Below are 25839 nucleotides of genomic sequence, written 5' to 3'. Positions count from 1 at the left end.
TGCTGACAAGCCGAAACAGGCGCCGACGCACGAAACCGATATGTACAAGGCGTGGACACATCAACGAAACGTGTCTAAATTCTCGCGAAATTTAGACACGTTCCCCTGCGGAGAACGAACAGCGAGGGGTGGCCCCCCGGCCCACCCCTCACTGCTGGTACTCGAATGCGTGATCAATAGATTCTGTGTCGGATCAGCGTGCCGTTCTCGAACACGTTGGTCGTCACCAGCAGCTGCCGGCCGTCGACCTCCACATCCGCAGGCATGTTGGCCTGCAGAACGAACGTCGGCTTCTTCGCGCCGCGCCGCAGGACCGTCACCTGGCTGCCGAACAACTCGGACACGTAGACATCACCCCGAAGGCTGACGTCGAGTCCCGTCGCGCCGATGTATCCGGTGGCGAGCTGCTTGGATCTGCCGCTCCACGGGTCGACCTTGTGGACGCCGCCCACGGGCAGCAGTTCGCCCAAGATTCCGCCCAGCGTGCTGACGTAAAGCCGGCCGTCGAGCCACATCTTGACATCGGTGGGAACCGACTCGGCGAGCCAATCGTGCCCGCTGATGCACGACGGAAGCTGGATGCCCTGAACGTTGGCAATGGTCGCGATCAGCGCGTCGTCGATGGTCACTCGAGCCGGCGGGAGCACCGCGACGGTCGAGATCCGCTTGGTGCGCAGATTCACCTTGAGGATCGCGTTGGCGGCGGCGTCGGCCACGAAGGCGGTGTTGCCGTAGACGCTCATCTGATACGCGTGCGACTCGACGATGCCCTTGTACTCGACGAGCGGGATGCCAGGCGGCACCGCGGCCTCGACCTGCGCCTTGCATTCGTCCGTGAGTCCGAGGATGCCGTAGGTGACGTTGCGGTCCGGATTGCGTTGCGCCTCGTAGGCGATGAAGTCGTCGCTGACGATCCGCTTCCTGCCGTCGGGCGAGCGCTTCACCACGTGGCTACCGCCGGCCCCCGTCTGGATGTAGTAGACATCGTGACCCCAGACGGAGACTCCGGTGAGTTCACCCGGGTAGGTCTCGAGGACGGTCTTCTTGCCGCCCGCTCCGACTTGGTACAGATATCCGGTGATGTCCACCGGCGACGTCTGCACGGCTCCGGTGACGTAGATCTTGCCTCTCGGGCCGTTGTCGACGGTCAACGGCATGGGTATCCCATCCGTGATCGTGGTGGGGCCACCCGTCGCCGACGCCGGCAAGGTGGTCGTGGCAAGGGCAAGTGTTGCGGCACAGATCATTCCGAGCGCGCGCGAGCGTGATCCCATGCTCCCCCCTCTTGGTAGTTGGTGGGGCAAAGGCTAGGCCCGTGCAGGGCATCAGGGACAGGTGTCGTTTGCGACACCTTGACGAAAGGGAAAGGGGGCGGTTCCGTACGGAACCGCCCCCTTTCGTGTTTCGCGCTGGGTGAGCGAACGGCTCAGAAGCCGCCCATGCCTCCCATGCCGCCCATCTCGTCGCCACCGGCGGGCATCGCGGGAGCCTTCTCGGGCTTGTCCGCGATGACGGCTTCGGTGGTGAGGAACAGGCCGGCGATCGACGCGGCGTTCTGCAGCGCCGAGCGGGTGACCTTGGCGGGATCGATGATGCCGGAGGCAACCATGTTCACGTACTCGCCGGTGGCCGCGTTCAGGCCCTCGCCGACGGGAAGGTTGGACACCTTCTCCGCGACGACGCCGCCCTCGTAGCCGGCGTTCGCGGCGATCTGGCGCAGCGGAGCCTTGGCAGCGGCGAACACGATCTGCGCGCCGGTGGCCTCGTCACCGTCCAGGCCCTCGACCTTGGCGGAGGCGGCAGCCTGCAGCAAGGCGACGCCACCACCGGGGACGATGCCCTCCTCGACGGCGGCCTTGGCGTTGCGCACGGCGTCCTCGATGCGGTGCTTGCGCTCCTTGAGCTCCACCTCGGTGGCCGCGCCGACCTTGATGACGGCCACGCCGCCGGCCAGCTTCGCGAGACGCTCCTGCAGCTTCTCGCGGTCGTAGTCGGAGTCGGAGTTCTCGATCTCGCGACGGATCTGCTGGACCCGGCCCTCGACCTGCTCCTTGTCGCCGGCACCGTCGATGATGGTGCACTCGTCCTTGGTCACCAGGACGGAGCGGGCGCGGCCCAGCAGGTCCAGGGTGACAGCGTCGAGCGACAGGCCGACCTCCTCGGAGATCACCTCGCCGCCGGTCAGGATGGCGATGTCGGTCAGCATGGCCTTGCGACGGTCGCCGAAGCCGGGGGCCTTGACGGCGATCGACTTGAAGGTGCCACGGATCTTGTTGACGATCAGGCCGGCCAGCGCCTCGCCCTCCACGTCCTCCGCGATGACCAGCAGCGGCTTGCCCGACTGCATGACCTTCTCCAGCACCGGCAGCAGATCCTTCAGCGCCGAGACCTTGGAGTTGACGATCAGCACGTAGGGATCGTCCAGGGTGGCCTCCATGCGCTCCGCGTCGGTGACGAAGTAAGGCGCGATGTAGCCCTTGTCGAAGCGCATGCCCTCGGTGAGCTCGAGCTCGAGGCCGAAGGTGTTGGACTCCTCGACGGTGATGACGCCTTCCTTGCCGACCTTGTCCATGGCCTCGGCGATGATCTCGCCGACGGTGGGATCAGCGGCGGAGATCGACGCGGTGGCGGCGATCTGCTCGCGGGTCTCGACCTCGACGGCCATGTTGGCGAGCTCCTCGGAGATGGCGGCGGTGGCCACCTCGATGCCCTTCTTCAGCGCGATCGGGTTGGCACCCGCGTTCACGTTGCGCAGGCCCTCGCGCACCATCGCCTGAGCGATGACGGTGGCGGTGGTGGTGCCGTCGCCGGCGACGTCGTCGGTCTTCTTGGCGACTTCCTTGACCAGCTCGGCGCCGATCTTCTCGTACGGCTCCTCAAGCTCGATCTCCTTGGCGATGGAGACGCCATCGTTGGTGATCGTGGGGGCGCCCCACTTCTTCTCCAGGACGACGTTGCGACCCTTGGGGCCGAGCGTCACCTTAACCGCGTCAGCAAGGGTGTTCATGCCGCGCTCGAGGCCGCGACGGGCCTCCTCATCGAACTTAATCAGTTTTGCCATGTTGCTCGGGAATCCTCCGTCGAGCGGGGCGGTCAGCCCCTTGTGGGTTGTCTTGTCTGTTGTTCGAACCGTGCAGTGCCCGCGACGGACGGCTTGCGCCTCACCTTCGGTTCGATAGCACTCCCACACGGAGAGTGCTAAGTCCAATTATTAGCACTCACACCAAGAGAGTGCAAAGAATCGGGCCAGCTCGACCATCGCTGTGGCAGCATGACGACGACACCCGGCGACGATCGGAGAGACCATGGGCGACGAGACGCTCCGGCTGGTGCGTAACATCGGCAATGTTGCGAACCTCAGCACCCCGCTCGGGCTGCTCGTCGCGCTGGCCGCCCGGGGCCGCCTGAGGCGCATCGACGGCCTGATCGTCGCCGAGCGCGCGCACCTCGGCCCCTTGCCCGCCGGCGCCGTCACGATCGGCTCGGTCGTCGTCATCCCCACCCTCACCCTTGAGGAGCTGCAACGCCGAGTACCGGGCACGATGGAGCACGAGGACGCCCACGCCTGGCAATGGGCCTACTGCTTGGGGCTGCCGTTCATCCCGCTCTATATGGCGGCGATGGGATGGTCATGGTTGCGCACCCGCGACCGCGCGTCGGCCAACGTCTTCGAGATCCAGGCAGGACTGGAACTCGGCGGATACCGGAAGCGACCGGTTCAGCGGCGAAGGCGCGACGCCGAACGGTCGGCCTGACGCTGCGAGCGCATCCGCCGCAGCCGCTTCACCAACAGGGGCTGGTGTTGCAGCGCCGCGGGGGAATCGATCAGTAGGTTGAGCCGCTGGTAGTACCGCGCGGAACTCAGTCCGAAGCGCTCCATGATGGCCTGTTCCTTGGGCACCATCTCGGCGAACCAGGTGGCCTCGAAGTCGAGAAGAGCAACGTCGTTCTCGCTGAGCTGTTCGGCGTCGTACGCGATGGCCTCTGACATGGCGCCCAGTTTACGTGCAGATCACAACCATGTCATTTGTCAGCACGCCGGTGTCCCTTTGCCCTGGCACGCTAGAGTCGAAGGTGCCTTCGGCGCACCTACCCAGCGGCGCGCCGTAACGGGAAGGGTCAATGAAGATGCGCCGACTGGCAGGCACGGTAAAGCACTACACGTGGGGTTCCCCCGACGCGTTACCGAGGCTGATGGGCGAACAACCCAACGGCCTGCCCTGGGCCGAGTGCCGCTTCGGCACCCACCACACCTCCGAAGCCGCGCTCGACGACGGCACCCCGCTCTCCCGCTACCTGCGCGACAACCCGCAGCTGCTCGGCCGGAGCGCACTGGAGGAATTCGGGCCGCAGCTGTCCTACGTCCTCAAGCTGATGGCGATCGAGACGCCGCTGAGCCTCCAGGCCCACCCGTCCCGCGCCGACGCGATCAAGGGATACGCCAAGGAAGCACTGTTCGGCTATGCGCTCGACCACCCCGAGCGGTGTTACGTCGACGACTGGCCGAAGCCCGAGCTCCTGGTCGCCCTCACCCCCTTCGAAGGCCTGGTCGGCTTCCGCGACCCCGTCACCACCGCCGGCCTTTTCGAGGGACTCGGTGTGGCAAACGAACTCTCCTCGATCATCGGGCCGCTGCGTGACCGCGTCGAGACCCTGGCCCTCGAAGAGGTCTTCCTCGACGTGCTCACCATCAATCGCCGGCGGCACCTGGTCGACGTCGTGCTCGCCGCGGCCGTGGAAAAGCTGGACGCACCAGGCGAACTCGGCCGCTTCGCGAAGACGGCCGTCGACCTCGACGAGCACTTCCCCGGCGATCCCGGCATCCTCGCCGCCCTCCTCCTCAATCCCATCTCGCTGCAGCCGGGCGAAGGGGTCGCCTTCCCGCCAGGAGTCATGCACGCCTATCTGAAGGGCAACGCCATCGAGGCCACCGGCGCCTCCGACAACACCATCCGCGGCGGGCTCACCCAGAAGCGCATCGATGTCGACGGGCTGATCCACGTCGTGGACTTCCGCCCTTCCGAACCGCGCATCCTCTCGCCGGACGGCACCGACGGGGCCTACCTCTACCCGACGACCTTCGCCGAGTTCGAGCTCTGGCTCATCTGCCCCGCCGGAACCCATTCGGTGGAGGTGCCGCGCGCCGATGGCGCGAGGATCGCGGTGGCGACGGAAGGCAACTTCGAACTGAGCACCGACGACGAGGTGCTGGAGCTTCGTCAGGGACAGGCCGCATTGCTGACCGCCGGGGAGGCCGTGCACGCCAAGGGCACGGGCAAACTCTTCGTCGGCGCCTCCGGCACCTGAGAGGTTCCGCGGAGACCCCCGCGGAGTTTCCGCGGGCGCCCTGGTTGCGCCACAATAGGCACACTTGCCTCCTTAGCTCAGCGGCCAGAGCGCTCGCCTTGTAAGCGAGTGGTCGAGGGTTCGACTCCCTCAGGAGGCTCCACTGCCGGTGTGCGAGCGCGGAGGGGACCATGGCGAAGAAGAAGAAAACTGCCGGCGGAACCCCTGCCACCGTGACGCTCGACCGATTGGGCATCGACTACCAGGTGCGCAGCTACGAGCACGACCCCTCGGCTCCGTCATTCGGACTCGAGGCGGCCGAAGCCCTCGGCGTCGCCCCCGCCCGGGTGTTCAAGACCCTGCTCGTCGACACCGACTCGGGCCTGGCCGTCGGCATCGTCCCGGTCGACGCGCAGCTGGACCTGAAGGCCATCGCCTCGGCGCTGAAGAGCAAGCGCGCGACGATGGCCGATCCGGCCGCCGCCGAGCGCAGCACGGGATATGTGGTGGGCGGGATCAGCCCGATCGGTCAGAAGAAGGCCCTGCCCACCGTGCTCGACGCCTCCGCGACGGACCACGACACCGTCCTGGTGAGCGGCGGAAAGCGCGGCTTCGACCTCGAGCTCTCCCCCTCCGACCTGCTCACGGCCACCAAGGGCACCGCAGCCCCGATCGCCCGTCACTGACCTCGCCCCGACCTATCCCGTACATAAATCTGCGCAGACGCGAAGGCCTCCCGTATACAGCGAGGCCGTCGCGTATACGCAGATCTGTGTTCATCACAGCCGGACGATGGGCCCGGTGCGGCGGGCCTTGCGGCGTGGGCAAGAATGTCCCCTATGACTGAACCCAGCAAGTGGACCCGCATCATCGCCGCCGACCCCGGCCACTCCCAGCGCTACATCGAGCGTTTCAAGATCATGGAGGCCAACGGCCACGATCTGGGCGGCGAGGCGCGCATGATCGACGCGATGGTCTCGCGCAATGCGCGGATCCTGGATGCCGGCTGCGGCCCGGGCCGCGTGGGCGGGCGGCTGCACGCCGTGGGCCACACCGTCGTCGGCGTCGACGTCGACCCCGCCCTGATCGAGGCCGCCGAGCGCGACTATCCCGGCCCCACCTGGCTGACCGGCGATCTCGCCGAGATGGACCTTCCCGCGCGGGGCGTGGAGGCGAACTTCGACGCCATCGTCTGCGCCGGCAACGTGATGGGATTCCTCGCTCCGTCCACCCGAGTGGAGGTGCTGCGTCGCTTCGGCACCCACCTGGCCGAAGACGGACGCGCCGTAGTGGGCTTCGGCGCCGGTCGTGGCTACGAGTTCTCGGAGTTCCTCTCCGACGTCGAGGCCGCCGGACTGCGCCTGGACCTCCCCCTCTCCACCTGGGATCTGCGCGCGTTCACCGCCGACTCCGACTTCCTGGTGGCGGTGCTGGCCAGGTGACCTCACGCTCTCCTCGAGGCTCGGCCGCGGGCGGCCTCGCACCTCGAAGAGCGTCAGTGGCACTCGCCCCTCGGAGAACGTGAGGCGGAACCTCGGAGAGCGTGGATGCAGGATGTCTGCTAAACTGATATCACATTGATATCTGATTTGAGGAGCAGACATGGCGCAACACCTAGTCCCCGATCACGACGAGGCCTCCGTCGGCGGAGCGGTGGCCGATAAGCCCGTGGGCCACGAGGGCACCCGGGTCATCGTCGAGGAGCGCACAGCGTGGACGATGTCCGGTGCGTTGGCGCTGCTCCTCGGCCTGGCCCTGCTGGCACTCGCGGTCTGGGGCATCGTCTCCACCGCGATCGCCTCCGACTCCGGCTATCCGGTCAGCGGCCTGATCATCTTCGGGTCGATCGTGGCCTTCATCGCCGGCCTGGTGGTCTTCTCGTCGCTGACCATCGTCGCCCCCGGCGACACCAAAGTGCTGCAGTTCTTCGGCAAGTACATCGGCACCATCCGCAAGCAGGGCCTGCTGCTCACGGTCCCGCTGACCACCAAGAAGAAGGTCTCGGTGAAGGTGCGCAACTTCGAGACCAACGAGCTCAAGGTCAACGACGCCGACGGCAACCCGATCAACATCGCGGCCATCGTGGTGTGGCAGGTGGCCGACACCGCCAAGTCGGTATTCGCCGTCGAGGCCTACGAGGACTTCGTGACGGTGCAGGCCGAGTCGGCCCTGCGGCACATCGCGACCACTCACCCGTACGACTTCGCGGAGCCCGGCGAGGAGAGCCTGCGCGGCTCCACCGATCTGGTCTCCCGCGAGCTCGCCGAGGAGGTGGCAGCCCGCATCACCATCGCCGGCATCGAGGTGGTCGAGACCCGCATCTCCTCGCTCGCCTACGCCCCGGAGATCGCCGGAGCGATGCTGCAGCGCCAGCAGGCCTCGGCCGTGCTCGCGGCCCGCAGCAAGATCGTCGACGGCGCGGTGGGCATGGTGGAGCAGGCGCTGGAGCGTTTGGAGGAGCACTCCGTCGTCGAACTCGACGACGAGCGCAAGGCCGCCATGGTCTCCAACCTGCTCGTGGTGCTCTGCTCCGACTCCCGCTCCACGCCGGTCATCAATACCGGGACGCTGTACGGGTGACCGAGCACGACGGCGGGGCCGCCTTCACAGAGCGGCCCCGCCAGCCCAAGCCGAGTCGCAAGCAGCTCTTGCTGCGGCTCGACCCGGCCGTGCACGAAGCGCTATCCAAATGGGCGGCCGACGACCTGCGCAGCCTCAACGCGCACATCGAGAAGCTGCTGCGCGACGCCCTGCGCACCTCCGGGCGCGACGTGCAGGCCGGTCCCATGAGGCGCCCCGGCCGGCCGAGGCGCGATTCCGAGTAGCCCTCCCCACACGAAGATCGTCCCGACGGCTGGTGCCGTCGGGACGATCTTTTCTCAGCAGTGCTGTCTGCTTCCGCAGAACCCCTTACTCGCCCGTGTCAGGCAGCCCCGGCCGGGGCCCCTTGGTCCGGGTGGGCGACGGGCTCGACGTGGCCGTCGGGGAAGAGGTGGCCGTGGGCGTCGAGCTGGGCTCGGCCGACGGGCTCTTGGACGGCTCCGGCGACGGCGTCTCCGAAGGCTCCGGGGACTCCGAGGGCTCAGGCGACTCGGACGGTTCCGGAGACTCCGAGGGCTCGGGCGACGGCTCGCCCTGCCACATCGTCGGCTTCAGGGGCGTCACGGCGATCGAGGCGATGGTCGCCGTGCCACCTTCGGCGAAGCCGTCGATCCGGTCGGCGCCGGCCACCGGGAACACCTGGTCGGTGATCGTGATCAGGCCGTCATCGGCGAACAACTCCACCGACGCACGGTCGAGGTAGATCTCAAAGCTGACCGTGCCGTCGGCATTGCGCGCCACCGGTGCGTCCTCGATCGAGGCGAACCGGGCATGGAAGTCGACGTTGCCCGAGTTCCGGCGATCGACGAAGACCCGACCGGTGGTGACGTCGTACCCGATCAGCGTTCCGGTGCCATCGGCACCTCCGAAGACGCGGATGCCGGATCGCTCCGCGGTGCCGGGATCGAGCGTCACGTCGATCCGCACCACGTCGCCACTCAGGCCTAGGTCGGTGTCGCCGGACAGCGCCACGTCGGACGCACTCTTGGCGCTCGCCTCGTCGAGCAGGCCGTCGACCTGATCGACCACCCGCTGAACCAGCCGCGGACCCTTGTCGGTGTTCACCAGGGCCACCTCGCGGGGCAGCGTCATGGAACTGCGCCAGGTGGAGGTGGGGATGGCCTCGGCGTACTGCCAGTTGTTCATCCAGCCCTGCATGATCCGCACGGAATCATCGGTGGTGCCGGAGTAGGAGACGGTCGCGTAGTAGTCGCGGCCCCAGTCGAGCCAGTCGTAGCGCTCCAGCCTGCTGCCGGCCAGCGAGTCGGAGAACATGAACTGGTCGGCCAGGATGTGGCCCCAGCCGTAGCGGTTGTTGTCGATGATGACGATCTGAGCGTCCTTACCCAGGAACTCGGCGATGTTCCAGGATTCCCATTCCAGGGTCTCGCTCTCGTTGCCGGAGGCGCTGCGCACCACCTCTCCGTCGACGACGAGGTTGACGGTGACCTCCTCGGAACGAACCTGGGCCGGCTCGTCGCCGATCACGAAGTGGTCCACCCACAGCTGTGGCCAGGCACCGGACTCGGCCTCGTCGACGATCCGAACCCGCGCCTTCTTGCCGTCGAATTCGGAGACATCCCACGAGGTCCAGTTGAGTCGGTCGTCGTTGCGGCCGGTGGCGTAGCGCACGGCCTCGCCGTCGACGAGCAACTCGACGCCCAGCGTGCCGTCGTCGCGACGACCGGCGCCGATCAGGAAGGACAGGTGGTCGCCGTCGATGGTGAACTCGGGCGACGTGAAGGCGCCGGTGTTCGCGTCGCCGTCGGGGCCGGCCAGCCAGGTGTTGACCGAGTAGGTGCCGAGGTAGGCATTGCCGGCGTTGGCCGACGGGCTGCGCTCGGGCTCCGTCGCGAAGTCGCCGGTCAGCTCCCAGCCGTTGTCGGCGAGCGGGCCGTTCTCGAAGTCGAACAGCACGGTGCTGCCGGCAGGAGCCTCGTTGCCGATCTGACCGCCGGGCACGGGCGGATGGTTGCCGCCACCGACCAGGAAGTTCAAGAACGGCTTCTCCACGGTGAAGCTCGGCGACTCCAGCGAGCCGATCGCCCAGTCGTGGTCGAGGAAGCTGTTCACCAGGCCGTCGCCCACGAAACCGCTGACCGGGGACTGACCGTCCAGCGCTCCGGCGGCCGGTGCGTCGCCGAAGGGCCCGTTCGCCCAGTTCTCGGGCTCGTTGTTGACCGTCCAGTCGCCGTAGCCGTCCTCGAAGTCCTGGAACACCACGCCTTCCGGCAGCGGGTCCTCGGTGACGGTGGACTCGCTGGTGAAAGTGGTGCCGTCGAAGTCGCCGACGAAGTACTGACCGCCGCTGCCGCCCGCGACCGCACCGGGGTTGAGGTTGACCACCATCACCCACTTGGTGTTGTTCGGGTCGCCGTCGACCGGCAGCTCGAAGAGATCGGGGCACTCCCAGATGCCGGCCACCGAGTTGGCGGGGCCGAAGTCGGACAGGTGATCCCAGCTGCGCAGATCGTCGCTGCGGTAGAGCACCACCTTGTGTTCGAGGGCCTCGACGGCCACCATCACCCAGTAGGACTCGCCGTCGCCCTCGTACCAGAACACCTTCGGGTCGCGGAAGTTCGCCGAGTCGCGGTTGAGCACTGGGTTGTTCTCATACTTGGTCCAGGTCATGCCGTCGTCGAGGCTGTATGCCAGCGACTGGGCCTGCAGCCCGGCATGCGTGGGATGCGCTCCGGTGTAGGCCGAGGTGTAGACGGCCACCAGGGGCGCCTTGCCTCCGGGCTCGCCGAAGCCGGACGTGTTGTCCTTGTCCACCACGACGGAGCCCGAGAAGATGTCCTCGATCGCGACGCCGTCGTCATTGAAGGTCTGCGGGATGGCGATCGGTTGTTCTTTCCACGTCACCAGATCGGTGGACGTGGCGTGTCCCCAGCTCATGTTGCCCCAGGTGGTGGCTTGGGGGTTGTGCTGGAAGAAGAGGTGGTAGACGCCGTCGACATAGACCATGCCGTTGGGGTCGTTCATCCAGTTCTTCTCCGGGGAGAAGTGGACCAGGGGACGGTAGGGCTGCGAGGCCTCCTCGCGCGGCTCGGCATTGCCGGGCAGGGTGACGCCGGCGGCGAGCAGGCAGCCGGCGAGGGCGAGCGGCACCAGGCGGCGCCGCCATAACGGGGTGGTGAGACCTTGGGGACGGGTCATCTAGATGTCTCCTTGACGTGACGTCGGTGTCGGGAGACATCAGTCTAAAACGTGTTAGCCCTCCTGGCTAGATGCCTTCTTCCGCGCCGACAACACGGTGGTGACGACGATCACCACGAGCAGGCCGATCGCGACATATCCTGCGATCCGCGCGTACCAGTTCAGGATCTCCACGACAGGTTCGCCGAGCTGCCAGCCCAGCCAGAAATAGAAGACCAGCCAGATGGTGCTGGCGACGTAGTCATAGATCAGGAAGCGCTTCAGGCTCATCTTCGCGGCACCGGACAGCACGAAGACCACCTGCATCAGCGGCAGCGGAATGGGCACATAGGCGATGAAAAAGCCGAGCGGGCCCAGCTTCTCCGCCCAGCGCTCGGCCCGGTCGTAGTTGCGCTTGGCCCGGACGCTGCGCCCGGCCCAGATCTCGATCATGCCCCGGCCCCACAGCTTGCCGGCCCACCAGTAGATCCAGTCGAACTTGAGGCTCAAGATCGACGCGATCACGAGCACGACCGGCCAGTGAGCCATCTGCCCCACGCCCGCGAGCGCCCCCGACGCGGCGACGGCGGTGCGTCCGCCGGTGATCATGGCCAGCCAGTCGGGTGCCACTCCGAGCAGCCAGGCGCGCGTCGGGATCAGGGCAAGGCTGAATACTCCGATCACGCCGAACCAGGCGAGACATGCGTAGTCGGAGCGCCCGGGCTCCTTCTTCCACGGCATGCCTTCGTCCTCCCACCAGGGGCGTTCCTCGGTGGGGTCGACACCGTCGGACGGCGTGCGGTCTGGCTCATTGGATTCCACCTGCCGAAGCGTACCCGCCGCACGAGCGCTCCCCCAGCGGGAGCGAACGCGGGCGACACGCCCGTCCAGAAAGCGGACCCACATGGACGACGGGGACTACTACCAGTTACAGTTCACACCAGAAGCCCTTAAACGATGAGGGTTCTCTTCTCCACTACGGATCGTCGGGCACGTACCTGCCCGTGGAAAGGATGTGTGGCATGGCCACCGTTAGTTTTCGTGACGCCTGCAGGCGCTACCCCGGAGCCGACCGCAACGCCGTCGACAAGCTGAACCTCGAAATCGCCGATGGCGAGTTCATGGTCCTCGTCGGCCCGTCCGGCTGTGGCAAGTCGACCTCGCTGCGTATGCTCGCCGGCCTCGAAGAGGTCAACGCAGGCAACATCTTCATCGGCGACCGCGATGTCACCGACCTCCCGCCGAAGGATCGCGACATCGCGATGGTCTTCCAGAACTACGCCCTCTACCCCCACATGACCGTGGGCGACAACATGGGCTTCGCCCTGAAGATGGCCAACGTTCCCAAGGCCGAGCGTCAGGCTCGCGTGCAGGAGGCCGCCAAGCTGCTCGGCCTCGAGGACTTCCTCAACCGCAAGCCGAAGGCTCTCTCCGGTGGCCAGCGTCAGCGCGTCGCCATGGGCCGCGCGATCGTGCGTTCGCCCCAGGTCTTCCTGATGGACGAGCCGCTGTCGAACCTCGACGCCAAGCTGCGCGTGTCCACCCGTACCCAGATCGCCGCTCTGCAGCAGCGCCTGGGCGTCACCACCGTCTACGTCACGCACGACCAGGTCGAGGCCATGACGATGGGCGATCGCGTGGCGGTCATGAAGGACGGCATCCTTCAGCAGTGCGCCAGCCCGCTGAGCCTGTACGACGCGCCGGTCAACCTGTTCGTCGCGGGCTTCATCGGCTCGCCCGCCATGAACCTCATCTCCGGCAACGTCACCGCCGATGGCGTCCAGGTGGGCGACTTCGTGGTGAAGGTTCCCCGCGAGACCCTGGCCAAGGCGGCTGGTGAGAGCACCCTCACCGTCGGCATCCGTCCCGAGAACTTCCAGGTCTCCGCCGACGGCACCGGCATCGGCCTCGACATCGCGGTGCTCGAGGAGCTGGGTGCGGACTCGTACCTGTACGGCACCCTTGCCGGCCTGAGCGAGGACGAGAAGATCACTGCCCAGCAGTTCATCGCCCGCGTCAAGGCTCGCACCGCCCCCGAGCGCGGCGAGGTCGTGCGCCTGGTCGCCGATCCCGACTCGGTGCACGTGTTCAGCAACAAGTCCGGTCTGCGCATCAGCTGATCGCTCTCATAGCAGCAAAGAGGCGGGCTCCCTTGGGGGCCCGCCTCTTTGCTTTATCTCCTTCAAACGCTCAGGGCGCGATCGGGGGGCCCGCATGGGGGCGTTCCGACGGCGGACCCACGGCCGCCGTCATGCCCGGGGCGGCCGCGGCCGGCGGTGGAAGGGCTCGTCGCCCAGCTCGCGCTGCAGTTCCTCGAGCCGTCGGGTGAGTTCGGCTCGGACGCCGGCGTACTCGGGATCGAGGTGGACGCTGCGCAGCTCGTACGGATCCCGCTCCAGGTCGAACAGCTCCCACTCGGGCGGGTAGCTCACGCCTGAGGTGTTGGGCAGCCCCATGCCGTCGGCGTAGTAGTAGATCAGCTTGTAGCGCTCGGTGCGGATCCCGTAGTGCGCCCAGACGTGGTGCATGTTGTCGTCGTGCTCGTAGTAGCGGTAGTAGTGCGCGTCGCGCACCACCGCCGTCGGGTCGTCGGTGAGCAGCGGCACGAGGCTGTAGCCCTGCATCCGCTCGGGCGCGTCGACGCCGGCGAAGTCGAGGATGGTCTGCCCCAGGTCGACGTTCGCGACGAGGCTCGCCACCTCCTGGCCGGGCGCGACCTTGGCCGGGTAGCTCAGCACCAACGGCATCCGGAGCGACTCCTCATACATGAAGCGCTTATCGAACCAGCCGTGCTCACCCAGGAAGAAGCCCTGGTCGGAGGCGTAGATGGTCACCGTGTCGTCCCACTGGCCGCGGTCGCGCAGCGCGCCGAGCACGGTCTCGACGCCTTCGTCCAGCGCGGCGACGCAGCGCAGGTAGTCCTGCAGGTAGCGCTGGTACTTCCAGAGCGCGAGGTCGCGGTACGGGAGCTCCTCCGGCGGATCCTCCTTGAGGTCGATGTCGGTGAGATCGTCGGCCACCCGCATCGTCGCGTGCCGCGCGGCGGTGCCGCGGCCCTCGTAGTCGTCGAAGAAGGTATCGGGCACGGGGATCGGGTCGACGAACAGGCCGGCGTGCCGCGGATGCGGCTGCCAGGGGCGGTGCGGGGCCTTGTGCCAGATGAGGACGCAGAACGGCTCATCCCCCTGTTCGGCCATCCAGTCGAGGGCGCGCTCGGTGATGATGTCGGTGACGTAGCCCTCGCGACGCACGGGGCCGTCGGGGGTGTAGAACTCCGGGTCGAAGTACTCCCCCTGGTCGGGCAGCACCTCCCAGTGATCGAACCCCGCCGGGTCGTAGCCCTCGCCGTGCCCGAGATGCCACTTGCCGAAGATCGCCGTGCGGTAGCCGGCCGCGCGCAGGGCGCCGATGAACGTCGGCTGATCGTTGGTCAGGTACGTGCTGAGCGTCGTCACGGCGCTCACGTGGCTGTAGGTGCCCGTCAGGAAGGCGGCGCGGCTGGGCGTGCACAGCGCGTTCTCCACCAGGGCCGTCTCGAACCGCACGCCGGCCTCCGCGATCCGGTCGATGCCGGGCGTGCGATTGACGACGGAGCCGTAGCAACTGATCGCGTTGGCGGCGTGGTCGTCGGACAGGAGGAAGACGATGTTGGGGCGCCCGGCCCCGACGGCTGCACGTGCGTCGCTGCTCATCGTCACAGGCTAGCGGCGGGAGGATCTTCCCGACCACGGCCATAGCAACTCCGAGGTGAGATCTCACGTTCTCTCCCGAGAGAGAACGCGGTTCCGTCAAGGCCCGCGAGATCGCTACGGTTGGGCCCATGGCTGAGCTCGGACAGTGGACCAAAGCGATACGCACCGGCATGGGAACCGATCCGGCGCAAGGGGCCGTCGTGCCTCCCATCTACCTGTCGAGCAATTACGCCTTCGAGGCGCCCGGTCGGCCGCGGACCTACGACTACTCCCGCTCCGGCAACCCCACCCGGGATCTGCTGGGCGAGGCCGTCGCGGAGCTGGAGGGCGGGGCCGGGGCCACCATCGTCGCCTCGGGCCTGGCAGCGATCACCCTGATCGCCGAGGCCTACGTGCCGACCGGCGGGCGCATCGTCGTGCAGCACGACGCGTATGGCGGCACCTGGCGGCTGTTCACCATGCTGGCCGCACAAGGCCGCTTCGTCGTCGACTTCGTCGACTTCAACTCCGAGGCCTACGCCGAGTCGCTCGCCTCGGGCGCCGATCTGGTGTGGATCGAGACGCCCTCCAACCCGCTGCTCAGGATCACCGACATCGAGGCGGCCGCGGCGGCGGCCCACCGCGCGGGCGCTTTGGTGGTGGCCGACAACACCTTCCTCTCGCCCCTGCTGCAGCAGCCGCTGGCGCTCGGAGCCGACCTGGTGATCCACTCCACCACCAAGTTCCTGAACGGTCACTCCGACGTGGTGGGCGGCGCCGTCGTCGCCTCGACGCCGGAGCAGCACGAGAACCTGAGGCTCTGGGCCAACGCGCTGGGCCTCACCGCCAGCCCGCTCGACTCCTACCTCACGTTGCGCGGGCTGCGCACCCTCGACGCGCGGCTGCGCGTGCACGACGAGAACACCCGCGCCCTCGTCGACCTCTTCGACGCTCACCCCGCCGTCACCGCGCTGCACTACCCCGGCCTGCCGACCCACGAGGGACACGACGTCGCGGCGCGTCAGCAGTCGGGCTTCGGATCGCTGCTCAGCATCGATCTGGGCAGCTGGGAGTCCTGTCGTCGTTTCCTGGACGGCCTGGAGATCTTCCACCTGGCCGAATCGCTCGGCGGCGTCGAGTCCTTGGTGTGCCATCCCGAGACGATGACCCACGCCGGCATGACGCCCGAGGCCCGGGAAGTGGCCGGAATCACGCCAGGCATGTTGCGCTTCAGCATCGGTCTCGAGAGCCGCGACGACCTGGTCGCCGTCGTCTCAGAGGCGTTGGATCGCACCTAAGACGTTCCGCGGATGGATGGCACGCGGTCCGATGGCCCGCCAAACCTCATAGACTGCATTCCGTGCCCAGGTTTCTCGCTGCCAAACCCAACCCGCAGCTGATCACCCTGCCCTGGAACGTCCCGCTGGCGGAGTGGCCCACGGAGAACCTGGTGGCGCTCCCCCGAGGCATCTCCCGGCACGTGGTGCGCTTCATCCAGGTGGGTGACGACATCTTCGCGGCCAAGGAGATCCTGGAAGAGGTGGCCGTGCAGGAGTACCGGCTGCTGCACGAACTGGACCGGCTCAATGTGCCCAGCGTCGATCCGGTCGCCGTGGTGCTCGGCCGCAAGGACGGCGAGGGCCTGCCGCTCGACCCCATCCTGCTCACCCGGCACCTGCCCTTCTCGCTCCCGTATCGCGCGCTGTTCTACAAGGGCATCAAGCACGAGACGGTGGTGCGCCTCCTCGACGCGATGGTGGTGCTGCTCGTGCGCCTCCACCTCACCGGCTTCTTCTGGGGCGACGTGTCGCTGTCCAACATCCTGTTCCGCCGCGACGCGGGCGAGTTCGCGGCATACCTCGTCGACGCGGAGACGGGCGAGATCCATCCCGAGCTCACCGACGGCCAGCGCGCCCACGACCTGCAGATCGCCCGCACCAACCTGTTCGGCGAGTTCCTCGATCTCGAGGCCGGCGAGATGCTGGACGAGTCGCTCGACCCGGCCGCTCTGGTAGCCACCATCGAGGAGCGTTACCACGCGCTGTGGAACGAGCTCACCGGGGTGGAGGAGTTCGACGGCTCGGAGCTGTATCGCATCGAGGGCCGCGGCCGGCGCCTGAACGCGCTGGGCTTCGACGTCGCCGAGATCGACGTATCGACCTCAGCCGACGGCCGCACCATCCGCATCCAGCCCAAGGTGGTCGACGCGGGACACCACTCCCGTCGTCTGATGAGGCTGACCGGCATCGACGCCGAGGAACACCAGGCCCGGCGGTTGCTGAACGACATGGACGCCTACCGCGCCAAGGTGTGCCCCGAGCTGCCCGAGTCGGTGTCCGCCCACCGCTGGTTGCTGGAGATCTTCGAGCCCACCATCGCGCGCATCCCGCACCACCTACGCGCCAAGCGCGAGCCCGCCCAGTTCTTCCACGAGATGCTCGACTACCGGTGGTTCCAGTCGCAGCGCGAGCAGCGCGAGGTGGCGACGGAAGAGGCCACCGCCGGCTACATCAACGACATCCTCACCGAGCTGCCCGACGAGCACCTCGGCACGCTGCAGCCCGTCGGCCAGGAACTGCGCAACATCTACGACCCGTCGCAGGGCTTCGTCGATGACGATGACGACGACGAACCCTACGATCCGTGGGAGGACGCCGCCAACGACCCCGAGGTTCCTCTGTACGAGACCCTCGACATCAACGCGCTCCGAGCCAAGGCCGCGTCGAAGGACAAGGACTGAATCCTTATCTCACCTGTATCAGCCGATCAGGTCCCCGCTCTTATCGAGCAGTGAGTCACAGGGACTCACGAGAGGGGAAAAACCATGTCTATCACGACCACCTTCGGGAACTTCGATCTGAAGGAATTGAGGATTCTTCCGACGCCGTCCGTCGACGAGGCCGTCACCGCTCCCACGCAGGGCGAGATCCGCAAGATCGCGGAGTCGGTGCTCGGCGGATTGAAGTACTCCTTCGCCACCGCGGCGGCCAGCTCGGCGGAGACGCTGCAGGCCGGATCGATCGAGGCGGATATGCACTCGGCGCTCGCCACTCTCGCGAAGGACCGCCAGGAGCACTTCGCGGGCGTCGCGTCCAAGCTGGTGACGGCACCCGAGAGCGCGCGTCTGGCGATGTTCGGCAACGCCGGCGTGCTGGACGCGACGACCTTCGTCCGCAAGGGCGGGTTCGACTCGTTCACCACCAACGTCACGCTGCCGAAGATCGACAAGAAGCTGCTCGGCCTCAAGGGCGATCAGTTCATCGTGCCCCTGACCCGGCTCTCCGCACAGGAGGGAGCGCTCACCGTCGAGGGCGAGGCGCTGACCGTCGAGCGAGTCGCCGCGGCCGCGGACAAGGCTGAGGAGGCCCGGATCGAGACCGGCGTCGTCAACCACGACCGTCTCGCCGACGTCTGGGGCCCCGTCACCGAAGGCGATCCCTTCGAGGGCATGGTGGTCGGCGAGGACTTCGAGCCGTTCGCGGATCCCAGCAACATGGGTCTGTGGATCACCGAGGTGAAGTGCGTCGACGAGACCAACCCGGAGTGGTGGGGCAGCGACGAGATCGCGCTGGCCGGCATCGAGACCGACGAGGACGGCGACACCCGCCCGATCAACGAGGTCTACATCGGCGGCGGCTTCGACGACGGCGACCGCAAGACCTACCCCAACTGGCGCTACACCACGTTCAACATGAACGAGGGCAACTACTGGCCGAAGAAGTACCTCGTGGCCTTCATCCTCGCCGAGAAGGATCACGGCGGCCTGCAGGCCTTCCTCGACCGGGTGTGGAAGTCGGTTCGCGACCAGGTGAAGGCGGCCATCGCGAAGGCGATCGGCGCAGGCCTCAGCGCCTACCTCGGCCCGGTGATCGCCAACGCGATCGGTGCGGCCGTCGCGTGGATCGTCGATGTCTTCGTCGGGTGGCTGATCAACCTGTTCGGCGACGACATCTTCCCGATCCAGACGGTCAGCGTCACGACGCCCAGCAAGTCCGCTCGCTGGTACTACCCGAACGGGCAGTGGGGCAACCCGTCGTCCGGCATCCGGGTGGCCAACTTCTACGGCCATGGCGGTCACTACCAGGTCAAGTACTACTGGAAGATCCACGGGTGAGCCTTGACTCTCGCCCACTCGGCGACGCTCCGGTGGTGAGTTCACCACCGGAGCGTCCCGGCGCGGGCGACGGGATCCGCATCGCGCTGTTGGACGGCGCGGTGGATGCCTCGCATCCCGATCTCCGCGAGGCACGCATACGACGGTGGCCTGGCCGTCGCGGTTCCTTCGCCCGTCCCGTCCTCCGCGGGACGTCGCCGCACGCCACCGGCTGCGCATCGTTGTTGGTCGGGCAGGGGGTGGCGCAGCGGCGCGGCCTGGTGCCGGAGGCCACTCTGCTCGCCTGCGACGTGCTGGGCGGCGCCGACGACGCACGTGACGTCGCCGAGGCGCTGCTGTGGGCTACCCGGATGGGCGCGCACATCGCGGTGATGCCCTTCGGCCGGCTCACTGGATCGGCTGCCGTCGCTCGAGCCGTCGCGCTCGCCGCCGCGCGGGGCGTCGCCCTCTTCGCCGCCGCAGGCAACCTAGGCCCTGAGAACCTCACCTTCCCCGCCTGGCTGCCGGAGGTGGCAGCCGTGACCGCCGTCGGTCCCGACGGCGTGCTGCCGGAGTGCAGCGCCCGCGCCGATCTGGCCGCCCCCGGCGACGCCGTCGAGGCATCGGGGCCTGACGGAACACAGCTCATGCGGGGCTCCTCCCCCGCCTCCGTGCTCGCTGCCGGCCACTACTCCCAGCGGCTCATGACAAACGTCATGCCCACCCTGTGAAGGATCCACGTCGGCTCGTGATCGATGGCACTGGGGGCCGGGCGATTCCGCCAGAAGACTGGTTCCATGACCACGACGCAGCTTCACCAGAGTCCCCGCACCACCCGCACCGACGACGCCATCGTCGTGCGCAACCTGCGCCGCAGCTACCGCGCGCCGCAGCGCTCACTGTTCCCGGGCTCGAAGGCCCCTGAGCCGTTCGAGGCCGTCAAGGGCATCGATCTGACCGTCCGCCGCGGCGAGGTGTTCGCCCTGCTGGGCACCAACGGCGCGGGCAAGACCTCCACCGTCGAGCTCATCGAGGGGCTGGCCTCCCCCAGCGCCGGATCCATCCAGGTGCTGGGCCACGACCCGGTCCGCGAGCGCGACGCGGTGCGTCACCGCACCGGAGTCGTGCTGCAGAGCTCCGGCTTCCCGCCGGCTCTCACCGCCAGAGAGATCGCCCGGATGTGGCATGGCACGCTGACCCGGCCGCTCCCCGTCGACGATGTCCTGGCGTCGGTCGACCTGAGTGACCGGGCCGACGTCGAGTCGGCGAAGCTGTCGGGCGGTGAGCGTCGCCGGCTGGATATCGCGCTGGCGATCATGGGCCGGCCGGAGGTGCTGATCCTGGATGAACCCACCACCGGCCTCGACCCCGAGTCTCGGCGCAACATCTGGACGCTCATCGAGCACCTCGTCGGACAGGGCACCTCGCTGCTGCTGACCACCCACTACCTGGAGGAGGCGGAGCGGCTCGCCGACCGGATCGCCATCATGCACCGCGGCCTCATCGCCCGCGAGGGCTCGCTCGCAGAGATCGTCGCCGAATCGCCGGCGCGCATCTCCTTCGCCCGTCCCTCGTCGCTCGCCCTGTCGGACCTGACGGTGCCGGGGGCCAACATCACCGTCGACGACGCCGTGCTGATCGAGACGCCCACCCTCCAGGACAGCCTGCGCCGCGTGCTCGACTGGGCCGGATCCACCCAGCTGACCGGTCTGGACGCCCGCTCGGCGACGCTCGAGCAGGTCTTCCTCTCCATCGCCGACACCCACTGACCACCCACTTCTCCTAGGAGTCTGCCATGACCGCTCTCGCCCTTCATCCCACCGCAACCAGCCCGAGCCGGGGCTCCCGCATCCGCCGATTCGCCTCGCTGGTGCGCGCCGAGACCACCATCCTGCTGCGCAACCGCACCGCGGTGTTCACCGCCGTCGCCCTGCCCGTCGCGATGGCATTCATGCTCTCCAACGTCCCCATGGACGGGCTGAGCTTCGGCGCGATGCTCACCATGATGCTGGTGTGCACCTCGCTGATGTTCGTCGTCTATTTCACGCTGGTCACCTCGCTGGTGGCCCGGCGCGAGCAGCACACGCTCAAGCGCCTCGTGGCGGGCGAGCCCACCCCGATCGAGATCATGCTCGCCCCGGCCGTTCCGCTGTGGGCGCTGCTCGTGGTGCAGTCGTCGCTGGGCGTCGTCGGCGCGATGGCGCTCGGCGCCTCCATCGAACATCCTCTGGCGCTGGTGCTCGCCATCGTCGGGGGCACCTCGGCGTGGACGGGGCTGGCCGTGATCAGCGCCTCCTGGACCCGCACCGTCGAGTCGGCGCAGCTGACCACCATGCCGCTCATCATGATCTCGATCCTGCTCTCCGGCTTCTCCATCCCGCTGGCGTTCCTGCCGGAGGCCGTCCAGACGGTGGCCCACTGGCTGCCGATGACCCCCGTCATCGACCTGATCACCCTGGCCTACGCGGGCACCGATATCGACGGCGCTCCCGTGACCGGCTTCGCCGACACCGGTCTGGCGATGCTGCAGATGCTGGTTCCGCTGTTGCTCTGGGCTGCGGTGTCGCTCTGGCTCGGTCTGCGCACCTTCCGCTGGGACGCCCGCTCTTAACGCGGTCCGCAGATAGGGTCTACCCAGAGGAGGAACAGTGAGCAGCACAGATCTGGGCGTGCGGCGATCCGAAGGCTACCTGTACGGATCACTGCATCAGGGATACCCGATCCTGCCGTCGGTCGTCCTCCTGTCCCTCTTCGAACGCGACGTTCCTTGGAGCTGGCTGGTCGGATGGGCGCTGCTGATCCTGGCTGCCGGATGGGCCGCGCTCACCGTCCTGCACAGCCGCCTCCGCGACCTCGGGCTTCTTCCGCCGAGCCGATGGGATCGCCTGTTCCGGTCCTCACGTCACCGTCTCTTCCTGGGCGCCTGGGTGGTGCTGAGCCTCGCGGCGACGGGGGTCGCGGGGCTCTTCGCTCCCGAGGATCCCGTCCTGCTGGCCATCTCGAATGCGTTGCTCGGAGGCATGCTCGCGCTGCCCGCACTCCTGCTCCGGGTGAGGGGCACCGAGAGCTTTCCGGCCTCGACGCCGCGCCTCGGCATGGCGATCACGGCCGCCATCGGTCTCGCCCTGTTCGCGGTATGGGCGATCCCGACCAGCGACTCCTCGGTGATCAACACCCGGATCTCGATCAGCTTCCTGAGCGGCTTCTTCGCCGCCTTCCTCGTGGGCTTCGGCTCGATGTTCATCAACGTGATCGCCACCACCCGGGCGTTGGAACGGGCCCGCACCGACGAAGCCCGGCTGGCCGTCGCCGAGGAGCGGGTGCGGTTCTCTCGCGACCTGCACGACGTGTTCGGCCGCACGCTTTCCGCCGTCGCGCTCAAATCGGAGCTCGCCGCCGCGCAGGCAGAGCGGGGACGGCCCGAGGCTGCAGCCACCATGCGCGAGGTGCAGGCCATCGCCACCGACGCCCTCACCGAGGTGCGCGAGGTGGTGCGCGGCTATCGCGAGGCCGACCTGGCCAGCGAGGTCGCCGGCACCAAAGCGTTGCTGGAGGCGGTCGGCATCGCAGTGACGACGCTGCACGAAGGCACCGCGCTGCTGCCCGCACCCGTCGCGCGCGCCTTCGCCTGGACCGTGCGCGAGGCCGCCACCAACGTGCTGCGCCACGCCGATGCGACCGTCGCGCGGATCGTCGTCACCAGCGAGGAGGGGCTGGCTCGGTTGGAGATCTCCAACGACCGTCCCCATCCGTCCGCCGAGCATTCAGGCTCAGGTCTGGCCGGGTTGGCCGAGCGCCTGGCGGAGGTCGGCGGCACGCTGAGCTGGGAGCACGACGCCGACTCCTTCCGGCTGACCGCTACCGTGGATGCCATCGCCCTGGCGAACCTGCGGCAGTTGCTGAGGAAGGAGACCGCGTGATCCGCATCATCGTGGCCGAGGACGAGAACCTGATCCGAGAGGCGCTCGTGTCCCTGCTCGGCCTCGAGGAGGACATCGAGGTGGTGGGACAGGCGGCCTCCGGCGACGAGGCGCTGGCCACAGCCGGCCACTACCGGCCCGACGTCGCGGTGCTCGACCTGCAGATGCCTGGCCGCTCCGGCATCGAGGTCGCCACCGCGCTGGCGACGGAGCTACCTGGCTGTGCGTGCGTGATCGTCACCAGCCACGGCCTGCCCGGCCACCTGAAGCAGGCCCTCTCACAAGGTGTCCGGGGCTTCGTCCCCAAGACGATCAGTGGGGCCTCCCTCGCCCAGGTGATCCGCACCGTGCACGCGGGCGGCCGCCACGTCGACCCACAACTGGCCGCCGACGCCATCGCCGCCGGCGACTCCCCTCTCACTCCTCGGGAAGCCGACGTGCTGCTGGCCGCGGACGAAGGCGCCCCCGTCGAGGACATCTCCACCCAGGTCAGCCTGTCTCCAGGAACGGTGCGCAACTACCTCAGCTCAGCCATGACCAAACTCGGAGCCACCACCCGCCACGAGGCCGTCAAGATCGCCCGCTCCCGCGGCTGGATCTAACAACGACGCTCTTTGAGGTGCGAAGGCTCAGGGCGACGAACGAGCCCCAAGCCGAAGCCTCGACAATCCAGAGGGCGCGAAGCACCTCGTTCACGCTCTTTGAGGTGCGAAGGCTCAAGGCGAGGAACGAGCCTCAAGCCTGAGCCTGTTACGAAGATGGTCTGTTGGTGTGGGGGTTAGGCGGCTTCTTTGAGGGTGAGGGTGACGTCGTAGCCGAGGGTGTTGAGGGCTTTGATCAGTCGTTGGCGTGTGCGGTTGGGGTTTTGCCGGTCGTGGTAGTTGGTGCCGGGGTCTTGGTAGTAGGTGCCGTTGGTGGCCATGTGCCAGATCGTGGTGATCATGGTGTGTTGGAGCGCGACGAGGGCGCGTTTGCCTCCTCGTCGTGCTTTCACGCGTTGGAACCTGGCGGCGAGGTAGGTGTTCTTGGTGCGGGTCACGGACAGGGCCGCGATACCGAGGGCTGCTTTGAGGTGTTTGTTGCCGTGGCGCACGGACACGGTTTTGTGTTTCCCGGCGGACTCGTTGCTGCCGGGGGCGACTCCTGCCCAGGAGGCCAGGTGAGCGGCGGTGGGGAACCGGGTCATGTCTGCCCCGGTTTCCGCGATCACGATGTCAGCGACGGTGGTGCTGATCCCGGGGATGGAGGTGAGTAGTTCCCGGAAGGGGCCTGACCCTGAATCTTGGACACGCCGAATCCCGCACCCGTGATGGGGGCGGAGAGAGCGAGATGATCCGAGATCATGGCTAGGAAGAACTACTCCGAGGAGTTCCGTCGTCAGGCGGTCGATTTGTACGAGTCCACGCCGGGGGCCACGGTCCGCGGTATCGCTGAGGACCTGGGCGTCGTGCGTGGCACGTTGCGTGGGTGGCTTGAGGTGTACGGGACGGGCAAGAAGACCGCTGCTGACGGGATGCTGACCTCGAGCCCGTTACAGTCCAGAACAAACCTCCAGGCGGCGGCCGGTGTTGAGTCGCCGGAGCAGAAGATCGCTCGGCTGGAGGCCGAGAACGCGGTGTTGCGGGCCGAGACGACGAAGCTGACTACCGAGCGGGAGATCCTTCGGCGGGCGGCCAAGTATTTCGCCGGGGAGACGCGCTGGTGAGTCGCTTCCAGTTCGTCGCTGACAACACGGCCACCTTCGAGGTGAAGCGACTGTGTGAGCTCGTCGAGATCGAGCGTTCGTCGTACTACGCATGGAAGGCCGGGGCTCCGGCTCGGGCCGCGCGGGCGGTCTCCGATACCGATCTTGCTGACAGGATCCGCAGGATCCATGGCCAGGACAACACGATGGGTGCACCCAGGGTCACCGCGGAACTCAACGACGGTAAACCCGCCGGCGAGCGGGTGAACCACAAGCGGGTCGCGCGGGTGATGCGGGCCAACCGGATCTGCGGGTATGTGAAGAAACGCCGAGTCAGGACCACGATCCCGGAACCGTCGAGTCAGAAGGTTCCTGATCTGCTGAAGCGGGACTTCACCGCTGACGCGCCAGGGCTGCGTTATGTCGGCGACATCACCTATCTATCGATCGCTGACGGGTCGAACTTGTACCTGGCTACCGTGATCGACTGCTACTCGCGTCGCCTCGCCGGTTGGGCGGTCGCCGATCACATGCGCACCAGCCTCGTCGCTGACGCGTTGAAGGCCGCTGCCGCGACCCGCGGCGGCCTGACCGGAGCCGTGTTCCACTCCGACCACGGCGCGGTTTACACGTCGAAGGACTACGCCCGGCTCTGCGACAGCCTCGGCGTGACCCAGTCCATGGGAGCGGTCGGGTCGAGTGCTGACAACGCGCTGGCCGAGTCGTTCAACGCCACCCTGAAACGAGAGGTCCTCCAAGACGCCGCTTGTTGGGCCGACGAGGCCACCTGCCGCCGTGAAGTGTTCCGCTGGGTCGTGCGCTACAACACCCGCCGTCGGCACTCTTGGTGCGGCTACCAGTCACCATCCACCTACGAATCCCTCTACGCTGCTACGCTCCCGTTAGCTGCGTAATCAACCCCTGTGTCCAAGAACCAGGGGCAAGGCCCGAACACACGAAAGGGCTCGATCACCACCTCGATGTGTTGGGTGATCTCGCTGATGGCTTGGTCGTAGGAATCGATCAGCGTGTAGTGGGTTTTGACCAGGAGCCCGTGGTGGGGTTTGAATGCTCCGGTCAGAGCGGCGATGAGTTGGGCTTGTTTACCGCGCATGCTGTAGTGCGCCAAACCGGCGAGGGTTTCGGGGTCGCGTTCACCATCGGCCAGAGCGGTGAGCATGGCGCGGGCGGAGACCCCGGTGAGGTTGGTGACGACGCTGGAGAGTTTGATACCTGCGCCTTCGAGGAGTTTCTCCAGCCGGTTGATCTCGCGGGCCCGGTCACGGGTGATGGTGGCCCTGGTTCGGGTCAGGTCACGCAGTTCACGGATCTCAGGTGGTGGCACGAAGGACGCACGCACGAGTCCGTGGGCTCCGATCTGAGCGAGCCAGGTAGCGTCGTTAACATCGGTTTTACGGCCGGGAACGGTTTTCACGTGGCGGGCGT

The 25839-nt window shown here is 67.4% G+C and carries 24 protein-coding genes and 1 tRNA gene; 17 read left to right on the top strand and 8 right to left on the bottom strand.

The genetic code is table 11. The features are described 5' to 3' along the window. Window positions 1-173: 173 nt before the first annotated feature. Together P0D62_RS07725 and groL are read right to left on the bottom strand one after the other, a co-directional pair. The gene (locus P0D62_RS07725) at window positions 174-1274 is read right to left on the bottom strand and encodes a ScyD/ScyE family protein (protein ID WP_275702056.1); all 1101 of its coding nucleotides are present in this window, start codon (window positions 1272-1274) and stop codon (window positions 174-176) included. Between the two features lie 152 nt (window positions 1275-1426). Continuing rightward, entirely contained in the window at window positions 1427-3061 is a 1635-nt protein-coding gene (groL, locus tag P0D62_RS07720; protein ID WP_275702055.1) for a chaperonin GroEL, read from the bottom strand. Between the two features lie 244 nt (window positions 3062-3305). On the opposite strand from groL, the gene P0D62_RS07715 reads away from it, so the two are divergent. Next, window positions 3306-3755: a hypothetical protein gene (locus tag P0D62_RS07715; RefSeq protein ID WP_275702054.1), complete on the top strand. Its 450-nt coding sequence runs from the start codon at window positions 3306-3308 to the stop codon at window positions 3753-3755. Here P0D62_RS07715 and P0D62_RS07710 read toward each other — a convergent pair. After that, entirely contained in the window at window positions 3719-3991 is a 273-nt protein-coding gene (locus P0D62_RS07710; RefSeq protein ID WP_275702053.1) for a DUF3263 domain-containing protein, read from the bottom strand. The two genes, P0D62_RS07715 and P0D62_RS07710, sit on opposite strands and share 37 nt — an antisense overlap. Window positions 3992-4128: 137 nt before the next feature. On the opposite strand from P0D62_RS07710, the gene manA reads away from it, so the two are divergent. From manA to P0D62_RS07680, 6 genes are all read left to right on the top strand, one after another. Continuing rightward, window positions 4129-5307 carry a mannose-6-phosphate isomerase, class I gene (manA, locus tag P0D62_RS07705; protein WP_275702052.1) on the top strand — a complete coding sequence of 393 codons (1179 nt, stop codon included), beginning with the start codon at window positions 4129-4131 and terminating at the stop codon, window positions 5305-5307. A gap of 66 nt (window positions 5308-5373) precedes the next feature. Further along, a tRNA-Thr gene (locus P0D62_RS07700) sits at window positions 5374-5449 on the top strand. 28 nt (window positions 5450-5477) lie between these two features. Further along, window positions 5478-5972, top strand: a complete 495-nt coding sequence (gene ybaK / locus P0D62_RS07695) for a Cys-tRNA(Pro) deacylase (RefSeq protein WP_275702051.1) — start codon at window positions 5478-5480, stop codon at window positions 5970-5972. A 153-nt stretch (window positions 5973-6125) separates the two neighbouring features. After that, the gene (locus tag P0D62_RS07690; protein WP_275702050.1) at window positions 6126-6728 is read left to right on the top strand and encodes a class I SAM-dependent methyltransferase; all 603 of its coding nucleotides are present in this window, start codon (window positions 6126-6128) and stop codon (window positions 6726-6728) included. Between the two features lie 160 nt (window positions 6729-6888). Then, window positions 6889-7866: an SPFH domain-containing protein gene (locus P0D62_RS07685; protein WP_275702049.1), complete on the top strand. Its 978-nt coding sequence runs from the start codon at window positions 6889-6891 to the stop codon at window positions 7864-7866. After that, complete coding sequence (locus tag P0D62_RS07680) at window positions 7863-8111, top strand: toxin-antitoxin system HicB family antitoxin (protein ID WP_275702048.1); 249 nt, start codon at window positions 7863-7865, stop codon at window positions 8109-8111. The genes P0D62_RS07685 and P0D62_RS07680 overlap by 4 nt, the downstream gene beginning before the upstream one ends. 85 nt (window positions 8112-8196) lie before the next feature. On the opposite strand, the gene P0D62_RS07675 is transcribed toward P0D62_RS07680, so the two are convergent. Next, window positions 8197-11046 (bottom strand): glycoside hydrolase family 32 protein, encoded by a 2850-nt coding sequence (locus tag P0D62_RS07675; protein WP_275702047.1) that lies wholly within the window; start codon window positions 11044-11046, stop codon window positions 8197-8199. 54 nt (window positions 11047-11100) lie between these two features. Further along, window positions 11101-11847 carry a DedA family protein gene (locus P0D62_RS07670; protein ID WP_275702046.1) on the bottom strand — a complete coding sequence of 249 codons (747 nt, stop codon included), beginning with the start codon at window positions 11845-11847 and terminating at the stop codon, window positions 11101-11103. Window positions 11848-12047: 200 nt separating this feature from the next. Between P0D62_RS07670 and P0D62_RS07665 the strand changes: the two genes are divergently transcribed. Further along, entirely contained in the window at window positions 12048-13145 is a 1098-nt protein-coding gene (locus P0D62_RS07665; protein ID WP_275702045.1) for an ABC transporter ATP-binding protein, read from the top strand. A gap of 129 nt (window positions 13146-13274) precedes the next feature. On the opposite strand, the gene P0D62_RS07660 is transcribed toward P0D62_RS07665, so the two are convergent. After that, on the bottom strand, window positions 13275-14717 hold the full coding sequence (locus tag P0D62_RS07660; protein ID WP_275702044.1) for a sulfatase family protein: 1443 nt from the start codon (window positions 14715-14717) through the stop codon (window positions 13275-13277). Between the two features lie 128 nt (window positions 14718-14845). On the opposite strand from P0D62_RS07660, the gene metB reads away from it, so the two are divergent. The 8 genes from metB (at window position 14846) to P0D62_RS07620 (ending at window position 23311) form a co-directional block, all read left to right on the top strand. Beyond that, on the top strand, window positions 14846-15994 hold the full coding sequence (gene metB, locus P0D62_RS07655; protein ID WP_275702043.1) for a cystathionine gamma-synthase: 1149 nt from the start codon (window positions 14846-14848) through the stop codon (window positions 15992-15994). A 62-nt stretch (window positions 15995-16056) separates the two neighbouring features. Continuing rightward, on the top strand, window positions 16057-17436 hold the full coding sequence (locus tag P0D62_RS07650; protein WP_275702042.1) for a DUF4032 domain-containing protein: 1380 nt from the start codon (window positions 16057-16059) through the stop codon (window positions 17434-17436). A gap of 84 nt (window positions 17437-17520) precedes the next feature. Next, a complete protein-coding gene (locus P0D62_RS07645; protein ID WP_275702041.1) occupies window positions 17521-18810 on the top strand; it encodes a hypothetical protein in 1290 nt (429 codons plus the stop codon). After that, window positions 18807-19520: a S8/S53 family peptidase gene (locus P0D62_RS07640; protein ID WP_275702040.1), complete on the top strand. Its 714-nt coding sequence runs from the start codon at window positions 18807-18809 to the stop codon at window positions 19518-19520. The genes P0D62_RS07645 and P0D62_RS07640 overlap by 4 nt, the downstream gene beginning before the upstream one ends. A 66-nt stretch (window positions 19521-19586) precedes the next feature. Continuing rightward, entirely contained in the window at window positions 19587-20558 is a 972-nt protein-coding gene (locus tag P0D62_RS07635; protein ID WP_275702039.1) for an ABC transporter ATP-binding protein, read from the top strand. A gap of 26 nt (window positions 20559-20584) precedes the next feature. Beyond that, the gene (locus tag P0D62_RS07630; RefSeq protein ID WP_275702038.1) at window positions 20585-21400 is read left to right on the top strand and encodes an ABC transporter permease; all 816 of its coding nucleotides are present in this window, start codon (window positions 20585-20587) and stop codon (window positions 21398-21400) included. Window positions 21401-21437: 37 nt separating this feature from the next. Further along, window positions 21438-22709, top strand: coding sequence for a sensor histidine kinase (locus tag P0D62_RS07625; RefSeq protein WP_275702037.1), 1272 nt, complete (start codon window positions 21438-21440; stop codon window positions 22707-22709). Further along, entirely contained in the window at window positions 22706-23311 is a 606-nt protein-coding gene (locus tag P0D62_RS07620; RefSeq protein ID WP_275702036.1) for a response regulator transcription factor, read from the top strand. The genes P0D62_RS07625 and P0D62_RS07620 overlap by 4 nt, the downstream gene beginning before the upstream one ends. A 176-nt stretch (window positions 23312-23487) precedes the next feature. Here the strand turns inward: P0D62_RS07620 and P0D62_RS07615 are convergent, their stop codons facing one another. Continuing rightward, entirely contained in the window at window positions 23488-24006 is a 519-nt protein-coding gene (locus P0D62_RS07615; RefSeq protein ID WP_275702191.1) for a transposase, read from the bottom strand. A gap of 45 nt (window positions 24007-24051) precedes the next feature. Here P0D62_RS07615 and P0D62_RS07610 point away from each other — a divergent pair. Then, window positions 24052-25307, top strand: a protein-coding gene (locus tag P0D62_RS07610; protein ID WP_275702035.1) for an IS3 family transposase whose coding sequence is annotated in 2 segments (ribosomal slippage) — window positions 24052-24394 and window positions 24394-25307 — 1257 coding nt in all. Because the reading frame shifts where the segments join, the coding sequence is not laid out codon by codon here. On the opposite strand, the gene P0D62_RS07605 is transcribed toward P0D62_RS07610, so the two are convergent. Next, window positions 25277-25839, bottom strand: a 563-nt coding sequence (locus P0D62_RS07605) for an IS110 family transposase (protein ID WP_275702034.1), incomplete at its 5' end; no start/stop codon positions are given. The genes P0D62_RS07610 and P0D62_RS07605 overlap by 31 nt on opposite strands.

The organism is Tessaracoccus caeni (assembly GCF_029211185.1).
Classification (GTDB): Bacteria; Actinomycetota; Actinomycetes; order Propionibacteriales; family Propionibacteriaceae; genus Arachnia; species Arachnia caeni.
The sequence above is the reverse complement of the archived record's forward strand: the minus strand, read 5'-3'. Positions and strand labels throughout refer to the sequence as shown.